Source organism: Streptomyces coacervatus (assembly GCF_029223485.1).
GTDB classification, from domain to species: Bacteria; Actinomycetota; Actinomycetes; order Streptomycetales; family Streptomycetaceae; genus Streptomyces; species Streptomyces coacervatus.
Window position 1 is genome coordinate 250,431 of record NZ_JARHTP010000017.1, and the last position, 17,892, is coordinate 268,322.

Annotated in this window: 13 protein-coding genes and 1 pseudogene; 7 read left to right on the forward strand and 7 right to left on the reverse strand. The window is 70.4% G+C overall.

Features of this window, described 5'->3' with window-relative positions; translation table 11 throughout:
* Window positions 1-116 precede the first annotated feature (116 nt).
* On the reverse strand, window positions 117-1,973 hold the full coding sequence (locus tag P2Q00_RS35865; protein WP_275778091.1) for a serine/threonine-protein kinase: 1,857 nt from the start codon (window positions 1,971-1,973) through the stop codon (window positions 117-119).
* A gap of 243 nt (window positions 1,974-2,216) precedes the next feature.
* Here P2Q00_RS35865 and P2Q00_RS35870 point away from each other — a divergent pair, with 243 nt between their 5' ends.
* From P2Q00_RS35870 to P2Q00_RS35885, 4 genes are all read left to right on the forward strand, one after another.
* Window positions 2,217-3,572, forward strand: coding sequence for an aspartate aminotransferase family protein (locus P2Q00_RS35870; protein WP_275778093.1), 1,356 nt, complete (start codon window positions 2,217-2,219; stop codon window positions 3,570-3,572).
* 138 nt (window positions 3,573-3,710) lie between these two features.
* Window positions 3,711-4,415: a GntR family transcriptional regulator gene (locus P2Q00_RS35875; RefSeq protein WP_275778095.1), complete on the forward strand. Its 705-nt coding sequence runs from the start codon at window positions 3,711-3,713 to the stop codon at window positions 4,413-4,415.
* Window positions 4,412-6,973 (forward strand): dolichyl-phosphate beta-glucosyltransferase, encoded by a 2,562-nt coding sequence (locus P2Q00_RS35880; RefSeq protein ID WP_275778097.1) that lies wholly within the window; start codon window positions 4,412-4,414, stop codon window positions 6,971-6,973. Before P2Q00_RS35875 ends, P2Q00_RS35880 begins: the two co-directional genes overlap by 4 nt.
* A 56-nt stretch (window positions 6,974-7,029) precedes the next feature.
* Window positions 7,030-7,680, forward strand: coding sequence for a putative DNA-mimic protein (locus P2Q00_RS35885; protein ID WP_275778099.1), 651 nt, complete (start codon window positions 7,030-7,032; stop codon window positions 7,678-7,680).
* 22 nt (window positions 7,681-7,702) lie between these two features.
* Here P2Q00_RS35885 and P2Q00_RS35890 read toward each other — a convergent pair whose 3' ends face one another.
* The 3 genes and pseudogenes from P2Q00_RS35890 to P2Q00_RS35900 form a co-directional block, all read right to left on the reverse strand.
* Entirely contained in the window at window positions 7,703-8,185 is a 483-nt protein-coding gene (locus P2Q00_RS35890; protein ID WP_275778101.1) for a poly-gamma-glutamate biosynthesis protein PgsC/CapC, read from the reverse strand.
* Window positions 8,186-8,220: 35 nt separating this feature from the next.
* A pseudogene (gene pgsB, locus P2Q00_RS35895) lies at window positions 8,221-9,420 on the reverse strand (poly-gamma-glutamate synthase PgsB); the annotation flags it as partial.
* Window positions 9,390-11,264: a HAMP domain-containing protein gene (locus P2Q00_RS35900; protein WP_275778105.1), complete on the reverse strand. Its 1,875-nt coding sequence runs from the start codon at window positions 11,262-11,264 to the stop codon at window positions 9,390-9,392. The pseudogene pgsB and the gene P2Q00_RS35900, both read right to left, overlap by 31 nt.
* 495 nt (window positions 11,265-11,759) lie before the next feature.
* Here P2Q00_RS35900 and P2Q00_RS35905 point away from each other — a divergent pair, with 495 nt between their 5' ends.
* Window positions 11,760-12,731, forward strand: coding sequence for a hypothetical protein (locus P2Q00_RS35905; protein ID WP_275778107.1), 972 nt, complete (start codon window positions 11,760-11,762; stop codon window positions 12,729-12,731).
* Window positions 12,732-12,777: 46 nt separating this feature from the next.
* Here the strand turns inward: P2Q00_RS35905 and P2Q00_RS35910 are convergent, their stop codons facing one another.
* Entirely contained in the window at window positions 12,778-13,068 is a 291-nt protein-coding gene (locus tag P2Q00_RS35910) for a hypothetical protein (protein ID WP_275778109.1), read from the reverse strand.
* Between the two features lie 144 nt (window positions 13,069-13,212).
* Here P2Q00_RS35910 and P2Q00_RS35915 point away from each other — a divergent pair, with 144 nt between their 5' ends.
* The gene (locus P2Q00_RS35915) at window positions 13,213-13,377 is read left to right on the forward strand and encodes a hypothetical protein (RefSeq protein ID WP_275778111.1); all 165 of its coding nucleotides are present in this window, start codon (window positions 13,213-13,215) and stop codon (window positions 13,375-13,377) included.
* A gap of 42 nt (window positions 13,378-13,419) precedes the next feature.
* On the opposite strand, the gene P2Q00_RS35920 is transcribed toward P2Q00_RS35915, so the two are convergent.
* A complete protein-coding gene (locus tag P2Q00_RS35920) occupies window positions 13,420-15,246 on the reverse strand; it encodes a bifunctional metallophosphatase/5'-nucleotidase (RefSeq protein WP_275778113.1) in 1,827 nt (608 codons plus the stop codon).
* Between the two features lie 157 nt (window positions 15,247-15,403).
* A complete protein-coding gene (locus P2Q00_RS35925) occupies window positions 15,404-16,687 on the reverse strand; it encodes an adenylosuccinate synthase (RefSeq protein ID WP_275778115.1) in 1,284 nt (427 codons plus the stop codon).
* 195 nt (window positions 16,688-16,882) lie between these two features.
* Here P2Q00_RS35925 and P2Q00_RS35930 point away from each other — a divergent pair, with 195 nt between their 5' ends.
* The gene (locus tag P2Q00_RS35930) at window positions 16,883-17,710 is read left to right on the forward strand and encodes a diacylglycerol kinase family protein (RefSeq protein WP_275778117.1); all 828 of its coding nucleotides are present in this window, start codon (window positions 16,883-16,885) and stop codon (window positions 17,708-17,710) included.
* The last annotated feature ends 182 nt before the right edge of the window (window positions 17,711-17,892 follow it).

The window sequence follows — 17,892 nt, forward strand, 5'->3', positions numbered from 1 at the left end:
CCCGTGGCTGCCGATGCCGATGCTTCACCGATCGTTCTGATCGTCGCCATCGTCATGGACACGCCACTACGGCACAAGGGGGCCCGTCGGCCCCTCGCGCACCGCGCACATCACCGTCACTGCCTGGTGTACTTCAGCTTCTCCCCGTTGCCGGTGTTCTCGCGCTGCAGGCTGCCGTCCGGCAGCAGGCTGATCTCGGTGGCGTCGCCCGGCTTGCAGTAGCCGGAATCGCCGGACCGCACGGTGGACGGGCCGATCTCCAGGGGGCCCTCGCTGCCCGGTGGCGCGGTCAGCCGGGCCTGGAACACGCAGTGGTAGGTGCCGCTGCTCGTGGGGCCGTCGGCGACGAGGGAGAGGACCGTGTCGCCCACCTTGCCCTGCTGGATGGTGAGTTCGCGGGTGTTCTCGCCGTCGGCATTGGTGATGGTGGCCGTCCAGGTGCCCAGGTAGCCGGTGGGGATCGCGCCGTTCGCGGGTGCGGAGGTGGTGGGCTGCGCGGTCGTCGGGGACGTCGTGGACGGCTCGGGCTTCGAGGGGGCGCCGGTGCTCGGGGCCGGGCTCGGTTTGTTGTCGGCCTTGTCGCCGCCGTTCATGAGGGCGTAGACCGAGCCGCCGGCGCCGAGCGCGACGATCAGGGCGACGGCGATCAGCGCCGCCGTGGAACGGCCGCTCCTGCGGGGCGGTTCCTGCGGGGCGTGCGGGGCCGGGCCGGTGTAGGACGGGCCGTAGGGCGGGGTGGAACCGGTGCCTCCGTAGGCGCCGGGCTGTTGGGGGTAGCCGTAGGCGGGCTGCTGCTGGGGCGGGTAGCCGTAGGCGGGCTGCTGCTGTTGCGGGTGCTGCTGCGGATAGCCGTGGGCGGGCGGGGGTGTCGGTGTGCCCTGTCCGGCGACCATGGTGGGGAGGTGGTTCAGCGGGGCGCCGCTGCCCGGCTGCCCGGGCGGGGGCGGGCCGGCGGGTGTGCCGGGCTCCGGTGCCAAGTCGTCGGCGGCGGGGGCGTGCTCGGGGGAGGCCTCGGGGGGCGCCTTCCGCAGCGAGAGGCCGCCGGTGCCCTCCTCCGGGTTCTCCGTGTCCAGCAACTGCACGGCGTGGCGGCCGAGTTGGGCCACGAGCGCGCTCGGCAGCCAGGGGTCCCGCGAGCGCCCGCCGTGCACCGTGTCCTCGGCGCCCGTGCGCTCCAGCACCTCGTCCAGCGTCGGCCGGGCGCCCGGGTCCTTCTTCAGACACTCCCGTACGAGGTCGGCGATGCCCTCGGGGACGTCCTCCAGGTCGGGTTCCTCCTGGGCGATGCGGAACATCAGGGCGTGCACGCCGCTGTTGGCGCTGCCGAAGGGGAGGTGGCCGGTGGCGGCGTACGCCAGCACGGAGCCCAGGCAGAAGACGTCGCACGCGGGCGTGATGCGGTCACCGCGCACCTGCTCGGGGGCCATGAAGCCGGGCGACCCGACGAGTGCGCCGGTCCGCGTGAGGCCGCCGTCCGTGACCGTCTCCAGCGCCCGCGCGATCCCGAAGTCGATGACGCGCGGCCCGTCGATGGTGACGAGCACATTGGACGGCTTCAGATCCCGGTGGATGATCCCGGCGGCGTGGATGTCCTGCAGCGCGTGCGCGAGCCCGGCCGCGAGGATGCGCACCGACCTCTCCGGCAACGCCCCGTGGTCGCGCCCGACGACCTGCTGCAGGCTGGGCCCGGCGACATACCCGGTGGCGACCCACGGCACGGCGGCCTCGGTGTCGGCGTCCAGGACGGGTGCCGTCCAGTGCCCGCCGACCTGCCGCGCGGCCTGCACCTCCTGCCGGAACCGCGCCCGGAACTCCTCCTGCGCGGCCAGCTCCTCCCGCACCAGCTTGACGGCGACGGTACGGCCGCGGTCCGAGCGGGCGAGATACACGTATCCCATGCCGCCGGCGCCGAGCCGCGCCAGCAGCCGATACGCCCCGATCCGCGGCGGATCCCCCGCCCCCAGCTTCTCCATCGCAGGCCTCCCCCGAAATCCCCCGCCACGCCCCTGTGCAACATCCCAACGATAATGCGGGCGTACGAGGAGGCGAGCGGACCGGTGTCTACGGTTCCGTAACAGCACCCTTCAGCTGGTCCAGCACCTTGGACAGCCGTTCCAGTACGTGCCCTGCGGCCCGACAACCTGTCGCGGAAACCCCCGGACCGCAGACATGACGCCGATTTCGCCCCCGCAGTGCCGACTTCTACGCTCGCGGACATGACCCCTCAGCCAAACCCCGAGGCCGGCGCCGCCGTGAAGGCCGCGGACCGTGCTCATGTGTTTCACTCCTGGTCCGCGCAGGAGCTCATCGACCCGCTCGCCGTCGCCGGTGCGGAGGGGTCGTACTTCTGGGACTACGACGGCAAGCGGTATCTGGACTTCACCAGCGGGCTCGTCTACACGAACATCGGCTACCAGCATCCGAAGGTCGTCGCCGCGATACAGGAGCAGGCCGCAACCCTGTCCACCTTCGCGCCCGCCTTCGCCATCGAAGCCCGTTCGGAGGCGGCCCGGCTGATCGCCGAGCGGACGCCCGGTGATCTGGACAAGATCTTCTTCACCAATGGCGGGGCCGACGCCGTGGAGCACGCCGTGCGGATGGCGCGGCTGCACACCGGGCGGGCGAAGGTGCTGTCCGCGTACCGCTCGTACCACGGTGGTACTCAGCAGGCGATCAACATCACCGGGGATCCGCGCCGTTGGGCCTCCGACGGTGCGGCCGCCGGTGTCGTGCACTTCTGGGCGCCGTATCTCTACCGCTCCCGCTTCTACGCCGAGACGGAGGAGCAGGAGTGCGCGCGGGCGCTGGAGCACCTGGAGACGACGATCGCCTTCGAGGGGCCGGGGACCGTCGCGGCGATCATCCTCGAGACCATTCCGGGGACCGCGGGGATCATGGTGCCGCCGCCCGGATACCTCGCCGGTGTGCGTGAGATCTGCGACAAGTACGGGATCGTCTTCGTCCTGGACGAGGTCATGGCCGGGTTCGGGCGGACCGGGGAGTGGTTCGCCGCCGATCTGTTCGGTGTCGTACCCGACCTGATCACCTTCGCCAAGGGCGTGAACAGCGGGTATGTGCCGCTGGGCGGGGTCGCCATCTCGGGTGCGATCGCCGAGACCTTCGGGAAGCGGCCGTACCCGGGTGGTCTCACGTACTCCGGGCATCCGCTCGCCTGCGCCGCCGCCGTCGCGACGATCAACGTCATGGCGGAGGAGGGCGTCGTCGAGAACGCCGGGCACCTGGGTGCGAGCGTCGTCGGGCCCGCGCTGCGCGAGCTCGCCGAGCGGCACGCCAGCGTCGGCGAGGTGCGCGGTGTCGGCATGTTCTGGGCGCTGGACCTGGTGAAGAACAAGGAGACCCGCGAGCCGCTGGTGCCCTACAACGCGGCAGGCGAGGCCAACGCGGCCATGGTCGCCTTCGGCGGCGCCGCGAAGAAGCACGGCATCTGGCCCTTCATCAACATGAACCGCACCCATGTCGTGCCCCCGTGCAACGTGAGCGAGGCCGAGCTGAAGGAGGGAATCGCGGCGCTGGACGCGGCGCTCTCCGTGGCGGACGAGTACACGGAGTAGCCGCCTGCAGTCGCTCAGAAACCGCACCGAACGACCACAGCTACGCGGGTAAACACGGGAAGGTCGAACGCGTAAGGTGGCGTGCTCGTAGATAGGTACGTGCACGCCACTCGAACGCGACAAGGAGACGCCCGACCCATGCCCGGCAGCAGCGGCGGCAACGGCGCCGTGACGCGCAGCACCCTGCGGCAGCAGATCGCCGATGCGCTTCGCGACGAGGTGCTGGGCGGGCGGCTCCAGCCGGGTCAGGAGTTCACGGTCAAGGAGATCGCCGAGCAGTACGGAGTCTCCGCGACGCCCGTGCGCGAGGCGCTCGTCGACCTGTCCGCCCAAGGGCTCCTCGACGCCGACCAGCACCGCGGCTTCCATGTCCACGAGTACTCGGTCGCCGACTACCGCGGCATCGTCGAGGCCCGCAGCCTGGTCACCGACGGCATGTTCCATGCCCTCGACAACGGCCGCGACACCTTCCTGCGCTCCGACCAGGCCCGTGCCGTCGCCGCGCTCGCCGGGGTGCGCCGCCGCGGCGAGGAGGCGCAGCGGGCCGCGGCCGCCGGTGACCTCACCATCCTGATCGGCTACGACCTGCGCTTCTGGCGCGAGCTCGGCGCCCTCTTCGGCAATCCGTACCTCACCGACTTCCTGCACCGGCTGCGCGTGCAGTCCTGGGTGTGCGCGGTGCAGCATCTGCGCCGGCTGAGCGATCTGCGCGGCGCCCTGTGGTCCGGCCACACCGATCTGGTCGACGCCCTGGCGCGGCGCGACACGAAGACGGCGCGGGCGATCGTCGCCGCGTACAACGAGCACGCGCTGGCCCTCCTAGAGCGGCTGGCGGACGGATGAGCACCCCGGCCGGGGACACTCCGGCCAGGGGCACCCGGGGCAGGGACACCCCCGGCAGGGGTACTCCGACCCGCGGCACTCCGGCCTGGGCCGTGGACCTCTCCGTGGTCATCCCCGCCTTCGACGAGGAGGAGCGGCTCGGGCCCACCCTCGACGCCGTCACCGGCTATCTGCGCGAGAACGAGGGCCGCTGGGGCGAGTGGGAGGTCGTCGTCGCCGACGACGGGTCGACGGACACCACCCGTGACGTCGTCACGGGACGCCGGGACCCCCGCATCCAGCTCGTCACCAGCCCCCGCAACCGCGGCAAGGGCAACGCCCTGCGCCTGGGCGTCGCCGCCTCCCGCGGACGGCGCGTGCTGGTCACGGACGCCGATCTCGCGGCCCCGATCGAGGAGCTGGAACACCTCGACAAGGCGATCGGCGAGGGGAACGCGGCGGCGATCGGCTCCCGTTCCGTGCCCGGCGCGACGATCGGGGAACGCCAGCACCCGCTGCGCGAACTGCTGGGCCGCGCCGGGAACTTACTCATACGCCGTACGACGGTGCCCGGCATCCGGGACACCCAGTGCGGTTTCAAGCTCTTCGAGGGCGTCAAGGCCCGCGAGGCCTTCGCCGCCTCCCGGATCAACGGCTGGGGAATCGACGTGGAGGTGCTGCGTCACTTCCACCGCGCCGACTGGCAGGTCGCCGAGGTCCCGGTCCGCTGGTCCCACCGGCCCGGCTCGAAGCTGCGGCATCTGGACTACGTCCGGGTCCTCGCCGAACTGACCCGGCTGCGGGCCCGCTCCCTGCGCCCCGCCGACCTGTTCGCCGTCGCCCTCTTCCTGCTGATGGCGATGGCCCTGTACTCCGGCCGCCTGTTCGACCCGGACCACCGCTATCTGCCCGACTCCCTCCAGGACCAGAACCAGTGGGAGTGGTTCTTCGCGGTCACGGCCGACAACCTCGCCCACCTCCGCAACCCGCTCTTCTCCGACCTGCAGGGCTTCCCCGACGGCGTGAACCTCATGGCCAACACGGTCATGCTCGGCCTCACCGTCCCCTTCGCCCCGCTCACCCTGCTCGCGGGACCGGCCGTCTCCCTCGCCGTCGTCATGGCTCTGGGCCTCGCCGCGACCGGGGTCGCCTGGTACTGGCTGATCGTGAAGCGGGTCGTACGGCGGCGGGCCGCTGCCTTCGTCGGAGCCTCGCTGGCGGCGTTTGCGCCGCCCATGGTCAGTCATGCCAATGCGCACCCGAACTTTGTGGTGCTGTTCATGATTCCGCTGATCATCGACCGTGCGGTGCGGTTGTGCTCCGCAGGGAGTGCCGATGTCGGCCGTCGGTCGTCTGCGGGGCCGTCGTGGCTTGTCGCGCAGTTCCCCGCGCCCCTGAAGGACGGGGTTGTGCTCGGGGTTATGGCCGCGTACCAAGTTTTTCTCGGCGAAGAGCCCCTGCTGCTCACGGCGATCGGGCTGGTGCTGTTCGCCGGCGCCTATGGCGTCGTACGCCGGGACGTGGCCAGGCAGGCCTGGCGGCCGTTGCTGCGTGGTCTGGCGGTTGCGGCTGCGGTCTGTCTTCCGATCGTTGCGTATGCGCTGACCTGGCAGTTCTCCGGTCCGCAGAGCTACAGCCATATGCCGCACGGGGATAATTCGGGCAACAGTCCACTCGAGCTGCTCTCCTTCGCCGAGCGATCCCTGATCGCGGGCAACGCCCAGCGCGCGAACGCCCTCTCGCCCAACCCCACCGAGCAGAACGCCTTCTACGGCTGGCCGCTGGTGCTCCTCGCCTTCGCGATCGTCGTACGGCTGTGGGAGCACGCCCTGGTCAAGGCGCTGGCGGTCACGGCGGTCGGCGCGGCGTTGCTCTCGCTCGGCCCGAGGTTCCGTATCCCGATGACGGACAAGGTCTACCCGGGCCCCTGGGCGCTCCTCGCCAAACTCCCCCTGTTCGAGTCGGTCATCGAGGGACGGGTCGCGATGATCTGCGCCCCGGCGCTCGGCATGCTGCTCGCGCTGGCGCTGGACCGGCTGATGGCGACCCGCAACCTGGGCACGCAGTACGTCGGCCTGCTCGGCGTCTGCCTGGCCCTGCTCCCGCTGGTCCCGGCCCCGCTGAAAACGGTCGAACGCCCCGCGACGCCTGCCTTCTTCACCGACGGGGCGTGGCGGCCGTACGTCCGCAAGGGGGAGTCGCTCGTCACGGTGCCGCTGCCCGGCGCCGGCGACGCCCAGGCGCTGCACTGGCAGCAGCGGGCCGGCCTCGGCTTCAAGCTCCCCGGCGGCTACTTCAACGGCCCCTACGGCGCCGACCGCATCGGCATCTACGGCGCCTCCCCCCGCTACACCTCCGACATGCTGAGTGACGTCCGCGACACCGGCGTGGTCCCGGAACTCGGCAGGAACTGGCAGGCGCAGGCGCAGCGCGACTTCGCGTACTGGAAGGCGGGAGCCCTGGTCGTGGCCCCCGGGCTGCACGACGAGGCCCTCCGCAGGGCCGTTACCGAACTGGTGGGCCGACCCGGTAAGTGGGTGGCCGGGGTGTGGGTATGGGACTTGCACGATGGGAGCTGACCTGCCGCCATACCGATTACCCTGCCTTGACCGACTTGCCGTGTGAGGAGCCCTCTTTGGCCTGTGACCTGTGGCTGGTACCGCTCGTCGACGTGTTGTGCCACACCCCCGACAATCCGTTCGCCGAGGAACTCGCGCAGTACAACAACGTGCTCGCCGCCGCCGGACTGCCGCCGGTGCCGGTGTACCAGTACATGCCGGGCCTGTCCGGCGAGGTCGCCCCGGTGGCCGGCTTCGACTACGACGCGCTGCACTTCCTGCGCCGCGTGTATCTGCTGCAGGTGTGCGGTCTGCCGGTGACGCCGGTCGACGAACTGGGCGGCGACTACGAGCAGTTGCTGGAGATGTTCGAGACGACGGCCCAGCAGTCGCACCTGGTCTGGCACTACGACCACGCGGGCGCCTACGTCCCGGTCGACTTCCCCCAGCCCCTGTCCAACGACGAGCTCCTGGCCGGCGGCGGCCCGCTGGGGTCCGCCCAGGCCCTGCTGCGCGAACTGGAGTACGTGGCCCCGTCGATCGGCATAGATCCGGCCAACCCGCCGACGCCGCCCGAGCCGCCGCGCGCCCCCACCGAGCTGGAGGAGCCCGCCGTCCCCGCGCCGTACGACCCCAGCCCCTTCGCCCGCGAGCGCCATGTGTGGCTCGGCCTGCACGCGGCGGCGACGCGGAGTCTGGCGCAGGGGTCGATGATCGTCTTCAGCTGAGGCCCGTGGGGAGCCTGAGCGGTCAGACGCTGGGCAGGGCGCCGAGCAGCGCGCCCGTGAGCAGCACGATGTACGCGCCGACCGTGACCGTCGTCGTCGCCAGCAGCGTGGCGCGCGGCGGCTGGCGGACCAGCTGGTAGGCGATCAGGCCGGGCACGATGTAGCCGAGCGTCTGGTGGCTGAAGAGGTACGGGAACTGATGCTGCAGGGCCAGATACAGCGCCCCCTGGATCAGCACACCGCACATCACCACGGCCGCGAACAGCCGCTTGCCGTAAAGGATCACGAGGCGCTGCATCAGCCGGGTGCAGCCGTACGTCACCACGCTCACGCCGAGCACCATCACGAACAGCCGCCAGTCCCCGACCAGGGCCAGCGCCAGCCAGCCGGGGGTGATCATGCCGCCGGGCGAGAGGTTGGTGGTCAGGTAGCAGATCAGCGAGAAGAACAGGCCGAGTGCGATGCCGATCGCGGCCATGTCGGGGCTGAGGTCGACGGGGGTCACAGGGCGTTTTCTCCGTTGTGTCCGTTGTGTTCGTTGGCGGGGAGGGTGACGGCGTCGGCCGGGGGGAGCTTCGCGAGCCGCTCCAGGAGGCGCTCGCCCTGGCCGTGGATGTTGCCGATGGCCACCAAGGAGGAGTCGGGGCCGAGGGCGGCGAGCAGGTCGGTGGTGAGGGCGTCGGGGTCGCGGTCGTCGCCGCCGAGGTCGACGACGCGTCCGCCCCAGGCGGCGGGGATGCCGTCGCGGGCGCTCTTGGTGGGGTGGCCGATCAGGAAGACGGTGTCGGGGGCGAGATCGGGGATGATCTGACCCATCTGGCCGTTGCGTTCGACACGGTCGGGACGGCAGTTGATGACGACGTTGAGCGGGCGGCCGATCGCGCCCAGGTCGAGGAGCTGGTTGACGTTCATCAGCGTCGACTCGGGGTCGTTGGCCGCGAAGACATTGGCGAAGCGCAGCTCGCTGCCGTCCGGGGTGCGGTACCGCTCGACGGAGAGCACCCCCGGGTCCGGCGGGGCGTCGTACATGCCCTGCAGGGCCGTCTTCCGCTCCACGCCGAGGAGTTCCGCGACGGTGAGCGCAATGGCGACGTTCTCCTTGAAGGTGAACCAGGAGAATCCGCGCAGTTCCTCGTCGGTGACGGTGTCCGGGTCGGCGTAGATCAGTTCGCAGTCACGGGCGGCGGCCTCCTGCTGGAGGATGTGCAGCCGGTCGCGTTCGGCGGTGACGCAGATGCCGCCGACGGGCATCGAGCGGGACAGCGAGCGGGCCACGTCGTCCAGGGTCGGTCCCATCTCGGCGAGATGGTCCTCGCGGACGTTGCACAGCACGCCGATCGTGGAGCGGATCAGCTTGGTCTGGTTGACCTCCTGGAGGGCGGGCATGACGGCCATGCACTCGATGACCAGGGCCTCGGGCCCGTAGACGGCCGCGCGGCGCACGATGCCGATCTGCTCGACGACGTTGGCGATGCCGAACTTGCGGAAGACGGGTTCCTCGGTGGCGTCGGGGTGGATGAAGCGGGCGGCCGTGCCGGTGGTCTTGGCGACGGTCGTCAGGCCGCCGCCGCGCAGGGCGCCCGCGCACAGGCGGGTGATGGAGGACTTGCCGCGGATGCCGTTGACCAGCACCCGCTGGGGTATCGCGTCGAGGTTCGCGTAGTGCCTGCGCTGCTCGACGATTCCGGCGGCCAGCAGGCCGAGGCAGCCTACGAAGAAAACGCTGAAGAGGAAGACCATGACCCTGCTTCTCGGTGTGCTTCTCGTGCTTCGCGGTGTGCTTCCGGGCGTGCATCGCGATCTGCGGGTGGGGGTGGGAGCGGGGGTTCGGGTGCGGGTGCCGCGGCCAGTTGCTGCCGGATGAGTTCGAGGCTGCGGGCGACGGAGCCGACCTCGTCGTGGTGGACCGGGTAGATCACCGCGGTGCGGTCGCCGCCCGCCAGGGCCTGCGCCGAGCGGTCGAGGGCACGCAGCGGGCGCAGCACGGTCAGCTCCAGCCAGCCGAGACCGAGCCCGGCGGCCGCGAGGGCGAGCAGGGCGGCGAGTTCGGCGTGCCGCTCGGTCTCGTACGCGGCCAGGCGGGTCCAGGACAGCGGCTTGTGGGTGACGACCCGCCAGCCCAGGCCCTCGACGGCTTTCGCGCCCTTGACCTGGGCGGTGGCGGCGAGGGTGCGGCCGCCGGGCGCCGGTGGTGAACGGAAGGCTATGAAGCCCTGGTTGGAGGCGATGATCCGGCCGCTCGGGTCGACCAGCCAGGACCGGCCGAGCCCGGAGCGGGTCAGTACGCCGTTGAAGGCGTCCGGCGTGAGCTCGCCGACCAGCTTGCGGGTGCCGTCGCCGACGGGGACGACGGCCGCCGCCACCGGCACCCTGCCGCTGCGGTTCAGCTGGAGCACGGCGGTCCCGCCCGGCTTCACCTTGGCCAGCGCGGACCTGCGGTCGATGTCGAGCGGATGGTGGCCGGACCGGGCCAGGATCCTGCCGTCGCGGTTCACGAGGTAGAGCGAGCGCCAGGCGCCGTGCCGGGGCCGTGCGTCGTCGAGGACGTCGCCGACGCGGGTACCTGCGGTGAGCTTGGCGATGGAGGTCAGGTCGGCCACCGTCTCGCCGAGGGTGCGGCGGATTCGGTCGGCGGCGGCCTGTGTGCGGTCGCGTTGGTCGCGGGCGGCCTGTGGGGGGACGTATTGGCCGCCTTGGCCGTGGCCGGCCAGGGGCAGGGCTACGGCCCAGGTGGCTATTAGGGTTGCGCAGCCCGCCAGAACTAGCCGTAGCGTGCTGCGATATGCCGTCTTTTGTCTGCGGCTTCGCTGTGGCTGGTCGCGCAGTTCCCCGCGCCCCTTCAGGGCGCGCACCGACTCGGCGGTTTCACCGCGCAGTTGCCGCCTCAGCGACTCCAGCGCCCCCGCTATCCGCGCCGCCTCTCCGCGCGCCCGCACGGACACCGGACGCGCCAGTTCTCCGCGGGCCACGCGCCGGGCCTCCTGATGGAGGGTGAGCAGCGGGCGCTGGACGTAGCGCACCAGCAGCCATGTCACGAGGAGCGCCACGGCGAGGAGTGCGCCCGCCGCGCCGAGGCCCCGCAGCCGGTCGTCGCCGACGGCGGTTCCGGCGGGCACCGGTACCACGGTCGAGACGGTCAGGCCGAGGTCCCGTACGTGGGGGCCTGCCGGCACCTCCCCGCGGCCGATGACGTAGTAGCGATGGCCCGCGCGCCGTACGTCGCCGCGGCCGTCCTGTACGGCCTTGCGCAGACCGGCGTCGGCCGCGTGCGGTCCGGACGCCAGGACGGTGCGGCCCTGTGCGTCGGTGACGTAGGCGCTGCGGCCGCCGTACTGGTCCGGCAGCCGCAGCGGCCCGGACGCGACGATCAACTGCCTTGTGCCGTCGGCCCGTTCCAGCCGGGCGGCGGACACCAGCCGGGGTGCGCCCGAGGCGCCGCCGACGAGGCGGGAGCCCGGCTCGTCCGGGTCGAGGCCGTCCAGCGGTATGTGCTCCCCGCGGGACGCGAGCAGCCGGCCCGAGTCGGCGTCCACGACCGCGAGTCCGCGCCACTTGCCGTAAGCGGTTGCGAGGGAGGCCAGCACGGCGCCCGGGGACTTGCGCCCACCCCGCTCCAGCAGGGAGACGGCGTCGTGCAGATCCGCCGAACTCTGCTCCAGGGAAGCGCCCAGAGAGCGCGCGGAATCGACCGCGATATCTCCCTGTGAATCGACGATCGCACGTGAAACTGCCTGGTCGTCAGAGTTCCCGACCGTGAACGAAGTAAGACAGCAAACGGTTACCAACAAAGTCAGAAGAACCGCTACGGGAGGCCGGACACCGCCGAGCAACGGCATGTCCACACGCCTTCGCCGCAGCAGGCGTCGGCGACGGGCAGGCCCGACTGCCTGCATGAAATCACTCCTGAGTGGGGGACCAGAAGGGCAGGTGAAATTCCCGAACCGAAAGGCTCGGCAAGCGACCTGCAAGACGAGGGAGGAGGCGAGCAGGTTCATCAACATCAGCAAATTAATGCTCGGTTGACGCTGTGATCGACCCCACGCCATTCAGAGGCAACCAGGGTCTACGCTCGGCGCATCATGCAATTCGAGAGCGAATTTCAGCCACGCCGCCGCACCCTTCTGATCGCCCTCGGTGTGGTGGGCGCGGCGGCCGCCGTACCGACGACGTACGCCCTGCTCTCCCGGGAACCCCCCACCACCCCGAAGCTCCACCTCACCGAGGAACTCCGCGAGTACGTCGATCACTTCCCCCGCGACGGCGGCTACCGCACCCCCACCGGCAGCGAACGCACGGCCGTCGCCGACGCCGTGGCAGCCACACTGCGGGGCGATCGGGGCAATCGCTCCGTCGCCGCGCAGCAGCAGCAGCAGCTACAACACATCGACTACCGCCTGACGAGGCATCAACTGGCTGGCTCCGGCCGCGAGGTGGCCGAAATCGCCGAGCCGACCGAGCACATGACGGGAACGGGCCGCGGCTGGGGCCGGGTCTACGTGGACCTCAGCGCCCCGGTCCGCTGGAGCGTCCAGGTCCCGCACCCCCGCTCCGACCTGCACACCGAACTGATCGGCGCCGACCTGTTCGCCCGCGTCCCCGGTGGCGTGCTCGTCCTCGCCGGTGCGCCCCGCGACGCCGCCGCGGGCCGTACGGCCGACATGGCCCATCGCAGCCGTACGGTCTTCAACGCGGTGTGCGACGCCCTGGTCGGCCGACGCGTCCCCGCCCTCCAGGTGCACGGCTTCGCCGACGCCAGCTCCCCCGGCCACGACGTGGTGCTCTCGACGGGCCCCGCCGGACGCACCCCGACGGCCGTCGCGGCGGCCGACCGGATCGCGGCACAGGGCTTCGAGGTCTGCCGGGCCTGGTCGAGCGACTCCGGCGACTGCGGCGGGCTGGAGGGCAGGACCAACGTCCAGGCCGGTGCGGCGGCCGACCTGGGCGTGGACTTCCTGCACGTGGAGAACAGCTACCGCCTCCGCTCCGACCCGGCGGCCCGGACCCGTCTGGTCACGGCGCTCGCCGAGGTCGCACGGGCCTGGTCGGGCTGACTGCACGCGATCGGTGCAGCTGTCATCGCAGCTTTGAGTGCAGCCGTCAGTGCAGCTGCGAGAGCCCCTTCTGGACGTCCTCCAGGTTCATCAGCGGGGTGTAGGAGATCTTGGCGTCGAGGTTGAGGAAGAACGGCTCGCTGATCACCGGCATCTGCGAGACGTCCTTCAGGTCGAAGACCAGGAAGGCCGTGCGGTCGCCCTCGTCGGCGGTGAAGTAGGCCGCTTCCGGCTTGATCTGCTCCACCGACTCCTGGATCAGCTTCCCCAGGGTGCCGTTGCGGATGGCCTCGTTCGACTTCTCCGTCTCCATGTTCACCTTGAGCAGTACACGCATCGCACTCACCTTCTTCTGGTCGACGACGCACGTGCACAACTTCACCGTATGCCCGGTATGCGGCCACTGCCCTGCTGTGTCCAGTCGGTACTCCCCCGGTAGCAGAGCGGATGCATCCACGCGTGCGACGCGGCGCGCACGGGCATGGCGCGGTACGGCTTCCCCCCGGAAGTCGTCGACGCGATCATGCAGCGCACCCTGGGCAGCGACCGGGGCGCAGAAGTGCTCCCGACCGTGGAGAAGGTGGGGCGCCGGCCGCGGACGTTCGCGGAGTGGGCCGGCGCCCATGTGGCAGCCTTCAGCGGCTGACAGCCCTGGAAGAGCCCCGGAAGAGCCCTGAAAGACCGCCGTCTAGAAGACCGCCGTCCCGTCCTGCGTCAGCTTCCAGTTGGCGACGGCGAAGTCCGCCGGGTTCAGCGTGCCCTTCGCCGTCACGTAGTCGATCATCAGCTGGCGGATCTCGTTGGTCGAGCTGTACGCGATGTCGGCGGTCGCGATGTGCGGGTAGCCGGAGCCGCCGTTCGCCCGGTAGTTGTTGACCGCGACGACGAAGACCTGGTCGTCGGCGACCGCCGCGCCGTTGTACGTCAGGTTCTTGATCCGCGAACCCTCGGCCTGCGCGATGTCGATGTCGTACGAGACGCCGGCGGCGGTGTCGTACATGTAGTCCCAGAAGTTGTTGGCGTTGGTCAGGGTCGCGGTGTCGACCTTCGTGCCCGACGGCACCTGGTGGTAGTACTTCGCCGCGAACTCCAGGTAGTCCTTGAGCTGGGCGCCCGTGAGCTTCTTGCCGTAGAGCGTGTTGTCGTAGATGTAGAGGCCGGCGACATCCTTGATCGTGACGCTGCCCGCGGGGATGTCGGCGGTGCGGCTGAACGGCGCGGCGACGGAGATCAGGGGCAGCGCGGCATCGCTCGTCGACAGGCCCGCCTTCACCGACTGCATCTGGACCTCGTGGATGAAGTCCATGATCGGGACGTCCTTCCAGCAGGACTCCGCCGCCGAGAGGTCCTGGGTGCAGGAGCCCACGGCCGTGTTGACGTACTTCACCACGAGGTCATGGTCGGCCTTGAGGAGCTTGGTGATCTCCGGGTCCTCCTCGACGCCCTTCGGGTCGAGGGTCTGGGCCGTCTTCTTCGTCACCTTCCACTGCCCGCAGTGCAGTTCGAGCTCGAAGTCGAAGACGGTGAGACGGTAGCCCCAGCAGTACGGCTCGGAGAGCAGCACCTCCTCGCCGGTCTCCTCGTTCTTGACGGTGTACGAGGACACCTCCTTGTGCGTGTGGCCGACCAGGATCGCATCGATGCCGGGGACCTGCTCGGCGACGAGGTTGGAGGCGTTCTCGACGTACGGCAGGGAGTCGCCCCACGACGTCGAGCCGTCCAGGCCCGAGTGGTCCGTCAGGAAGACGACATCACAACCCAGCGCGCGCAGCCGCGGCACGTACTTCTTCGCCTGCTCGACGAGGCCCGGGAAGACCATCTTGCCGCTGACGTTGTCCTTGTCCCACAGCGCGATACCGGGGTTGGTGAGCCCGAGTATGCCGACCTTGATGTCGGGGGCGCCCGGCACGCAGATCCGCTTCACGGTGTACGGGTGGAACGCCGGCCGCAGGGTCTTCGCGTCGAGGGCGTTGGCGCCGAGCAGCGGGAAGTGACACTGCTTCTCGAACTTGCGCAGCGTCTCGATGCCGTAGTTGAACTCGTGGTTGCCGAGGGCGGCGGCGTCGTAGCGCATGTGGTTCATGGCGACGGCCATGGGGTGCTTGGGCCCCTTCTTGCCGTCCTTGCCGGTGATCGGGTCGACGCGCGCGAAGTAGTACGCGAGCGAGGTGCCCTGGATGATGTCGCCGGCGTCGACGAGCAGGACGTGCTCCTCGCCCTTCGCCTCGCGCTGCTGCTTGATGAGGGTGGCGACGCGGGCGACACCGACGGAGTTGCCGGCCTTGTCGCTGTAGGCGGCGTCCTTGTAGTAGTCCCAGTCGAAGACGTGGCTGTGCAGGTCGGTGGTGCCCAGGATGGAGAACGACCAGGTCTTGGGGGCCTTGGCGGCGTTTTCGGGCGTACGGTCGGCGGCCTGTGCGGGGCCTGCCGCGACGGTCCCGGCCGCGGCGACGGCCGCCCCGGTGACGGCCGACTTCTTCACGAACTCCCGGCGGTTCAGCGGACTGACGGGCATACGGGGCTCCTGGTCATGGAGAGGAACTGGAGGAGGGCGCGGCGGGACTACCCGCGTAGATAGTTGCGCCCCACTAGTTACATTCGGAACCAGGAACAAGCCATGGACCGGTCAAGGAAGTCCATGACCGGCCCAACAGCTAGCAGACATAAGGGATTTACAGGAACGAATTGATCTCGATCGTCTCGTCCCGGCCGGGGCCCACACCGATCGCGGAGATCGGCGCGCCCGACATCTCCTCCAGCGCCTTGACGTAGTTCTGCGCGTTCTTCGGCAGGTCGGAGAAGGACTTCGCCTTGGTGATGTCCTCGGACCAGCCCGGCAGAGTCTCGTAGACCGGCTTCGCGTGGTGGAAGTCCGACTGCGAGTACGGGAGTTCCTCGACGCGCTTTCCGTCGATCTCGTACGCCACGCAGACCGGGATCTCCTCCCAGCCGGTCAGCACGTCCAGCTTGGTGAGGAAGAAGTCGGTCAGGCCGTTCACGCGGGTCGCGTAGCGGGCGATGACGGCGTCGAACCAGCCGCAGCGGCGGTCACGGCCGGTGGTCACACCGCGCTCGCCGCCGATACGGCGCAGCGCCTCGCCGTCCTCGTCGAAGAGCTCGGTCGGGAAGGGGCCGGAGCCGACGCGGGTCGTGTAGGCCTTGAGGATGCCGATGACCCGGCTGATCTTCGTGGGGCCCACGCCCGCGCCCGTGCACGCACCACCGGCGGTGGGGTTGGACGACGTGACGAAGGGATAGGTCCCGTGGTCGATGTCGAGCAGAGTGCCCTGCCCGCCCTCGAACAGGACCACCTTCTCCTGCTCCAGCGCCTGGTTGAGGACGAGGACCGTGTCGGCGACGTAGGGCGCAAGCCTGTCGGCGTAGCCCAGCAGCTCCTCGACCACCTGGTCGATGGCGATGGCGCGGCGGTTGTAGAGCTTGGTGAGGATCTGGTTCTTGACGTCGAGGGCCGCCTCCACCTTCTGGGTGAGGATGGACTCGTCGTAGAGATCCTGTACACGGATACCGACGCGGTTGATCTTGTCCGCGTAGGTCGGGCCGATGCCGCGCCCGGTGGTCCCGATCTTCCGCTTCCCGAGGAAGCGCTCGGTCACCTTGTCCACCGTCACGTTGTACGGCGTGATGATGTGAGCGTTACCGCTGATCAGGAGCTTGGACGTGTCGACGCCGCGCTCGTTCAGCCCGTTCAGCTCGGAGAACAGGACCGACGGGTCGACGACGACACCGTTGCCGATGACCGGCGTGCAGCCGGGGGAGAGAATCCCGGAAGGGAGCAGGTGAAGGGCGTACTTCTGATCGCCCACGACTACCGTGTGGCCGGCGTTGTTGCCGCCCTGGTAGCGCACCACATAGTCGACGGAGCCGCCTAGCAGGTCCGTCGCCTTTCCCTTGCCTTCGTCACCCCACTGAGCACCGAGCAGCACAAGTGCGGGCACGCGCGTACACCCCTTCCGGGCGGGGCATGTCCAAGGTCAGGGGCGTACGCGTAAGGTTCACCGCCGCGTGCACCGCGACCGTCGTTGGCCGCAAACCGTCGGACCGGATGCCCCGGAATAGACGAAGCCCCTGGCGCAATAGCGCAAGGGGCTCTTGCACAAAGATGCTACCCGAGGAAGCGAGGCAGGACCGAGGTGGCGACTTCAGCGACTTCCGATCAGCTGCTGGTGGTCATCGATCCGGTCGCCCGGCGGACCGACGGAGAGTCCGTACGCATCGCAAAAGACGTGCTCAGCGCGGGTGCGCACACGAAGGTGTGCCTGCCGGAGGGCCCGGAGGAATTCGCCCGGGCACTGGCCCGGCGGGGCTCGCGGCGCCCGGTGGTGATCGGGGACGACCGCGCCCTGGTCCGCGCGGTGTCCCTTTTGCACCGGCAGCGGGAGCTGGCCGGATGTGCACTGTCGATGGTGCCGGTGGGCGGGGCGCTGTCGGTGGCGCGTTCCCTGGGCGTGCCCACGGGGGCGGTGGCCGCGGCGCGGGCGGTCCTCGACGGGGTCGTACGGCGGCGGGATCTGCTGGTGGACGAGAGCGACGGCGTGGTGCTGGGCGCGCTGTGCATCCCGCCGGTGGCCGTGCAGGCGCCTGCGGTGGAGGCGGGCCGCCCCTGGCTGCGCACCGCCCAGTCCCTCGTACGCACCCTGGTACCGGCCCGCGAGACCTCGGTCCCGGCGCCCCGGCCGGCCCGTCTGCGGGTGGAGGTCGACGGGGTGACCCTGCTCGACCTGGACCAGCCGGTGGAGGCGGTGACGGTCACGCCGGGTGACTGCGGCCTGGCGGAGATCGAGGTACGCCCCCTGTCGGTGGGCGCGGAGGCCTCGCCGGTACGGGCACAGGGCCGGACGGTGAGCGTGTCCGGGGCGGATTTCCGGTACCGGGCGGATGCGGGGGTGTGGGGGCCGGTGCGGAGGCGGACCTGGACGGTTTGGGAGGGGGCTTGGGGGTTGACGGTGCCGGCGTCGTGAGCGGGACAGCGCGGGACTGGACGGGTCCTGGGCGTGAGCGGGCCCAGGGCGCGAACGGGCCCAGGGCGCGAACGGGCCCAGGGCGCGAACGGGCCCAGGGCGCGAACGGGCCCAGGGCGCGAACGGGCCCAGGGCGCGAACGGGCCCAGGGCGCGAACGGGCCCAGGGCGCGAACGGGCCCA

Excerpts from the sequence above, each read along its gene's own strand:
- P2Q00_RS35865 (WP_275778091.1), bottom strand. The coding sequence starts at position 1,973 with ATGGAGAAGCTGGGGGCGGGGGATCCGCCGCGGATCGGGGCGTATCGG.
- P2Q00_RS35870 (WP_275778093.1), top strand. The coding sequence starts at position 2,217 with ATGACCCCTCAGCCAAACCCCGAGGCCGGCGCCGCCGTGAAGGCCGCG.
- P2Q00_RS35875 (WP_275778095.1), top strand. The coding sequence starts at position 3,711 with ATGCCCGGCAGCAGCGGCGGCAACGGCGCCGTGACGCGCAGCACCCTG.
- P2Q00_RS35880 (WP_275778097.1), top strand. The coding sequence starts at position 4,412 with ATGAGCACCCCGGCCGGGGACACTCCGGCCAGGGGCACCCGGGGCAGG.
- P2Q00_RS35905 (WP_275778107.1), top strand. The coding sequence starts at position 11,760 with ATGCAATTCGAGAGCGAATTTCAGCCACGCCGCCGCACCCTTCTGATC.
- P2Q00_RS35910 (WP_275778109.1), bottom strand. The coding sequence starts at position 13,068 with ATGCGTGTACTGCTCAAGGTGAACATGGAGACGGAGAAGTCGAACGAG.
- P2Q00_RS35915 (WP_275778111.1), top strand. The coding sequence starts at position 13,213 with ATGGCGCGGTACGGCTTCCCCCCGGAAGTCGTCGACGCGATCATGCAG.
- P2Q00_RS35920 (WP_275778113.1), bottom strand. The coding sequence starts at position 15,246 with ATGCCCGTCAGTCCGCTGAACCGCCGGGAGTTCGTGAAGAAGTCGGCC.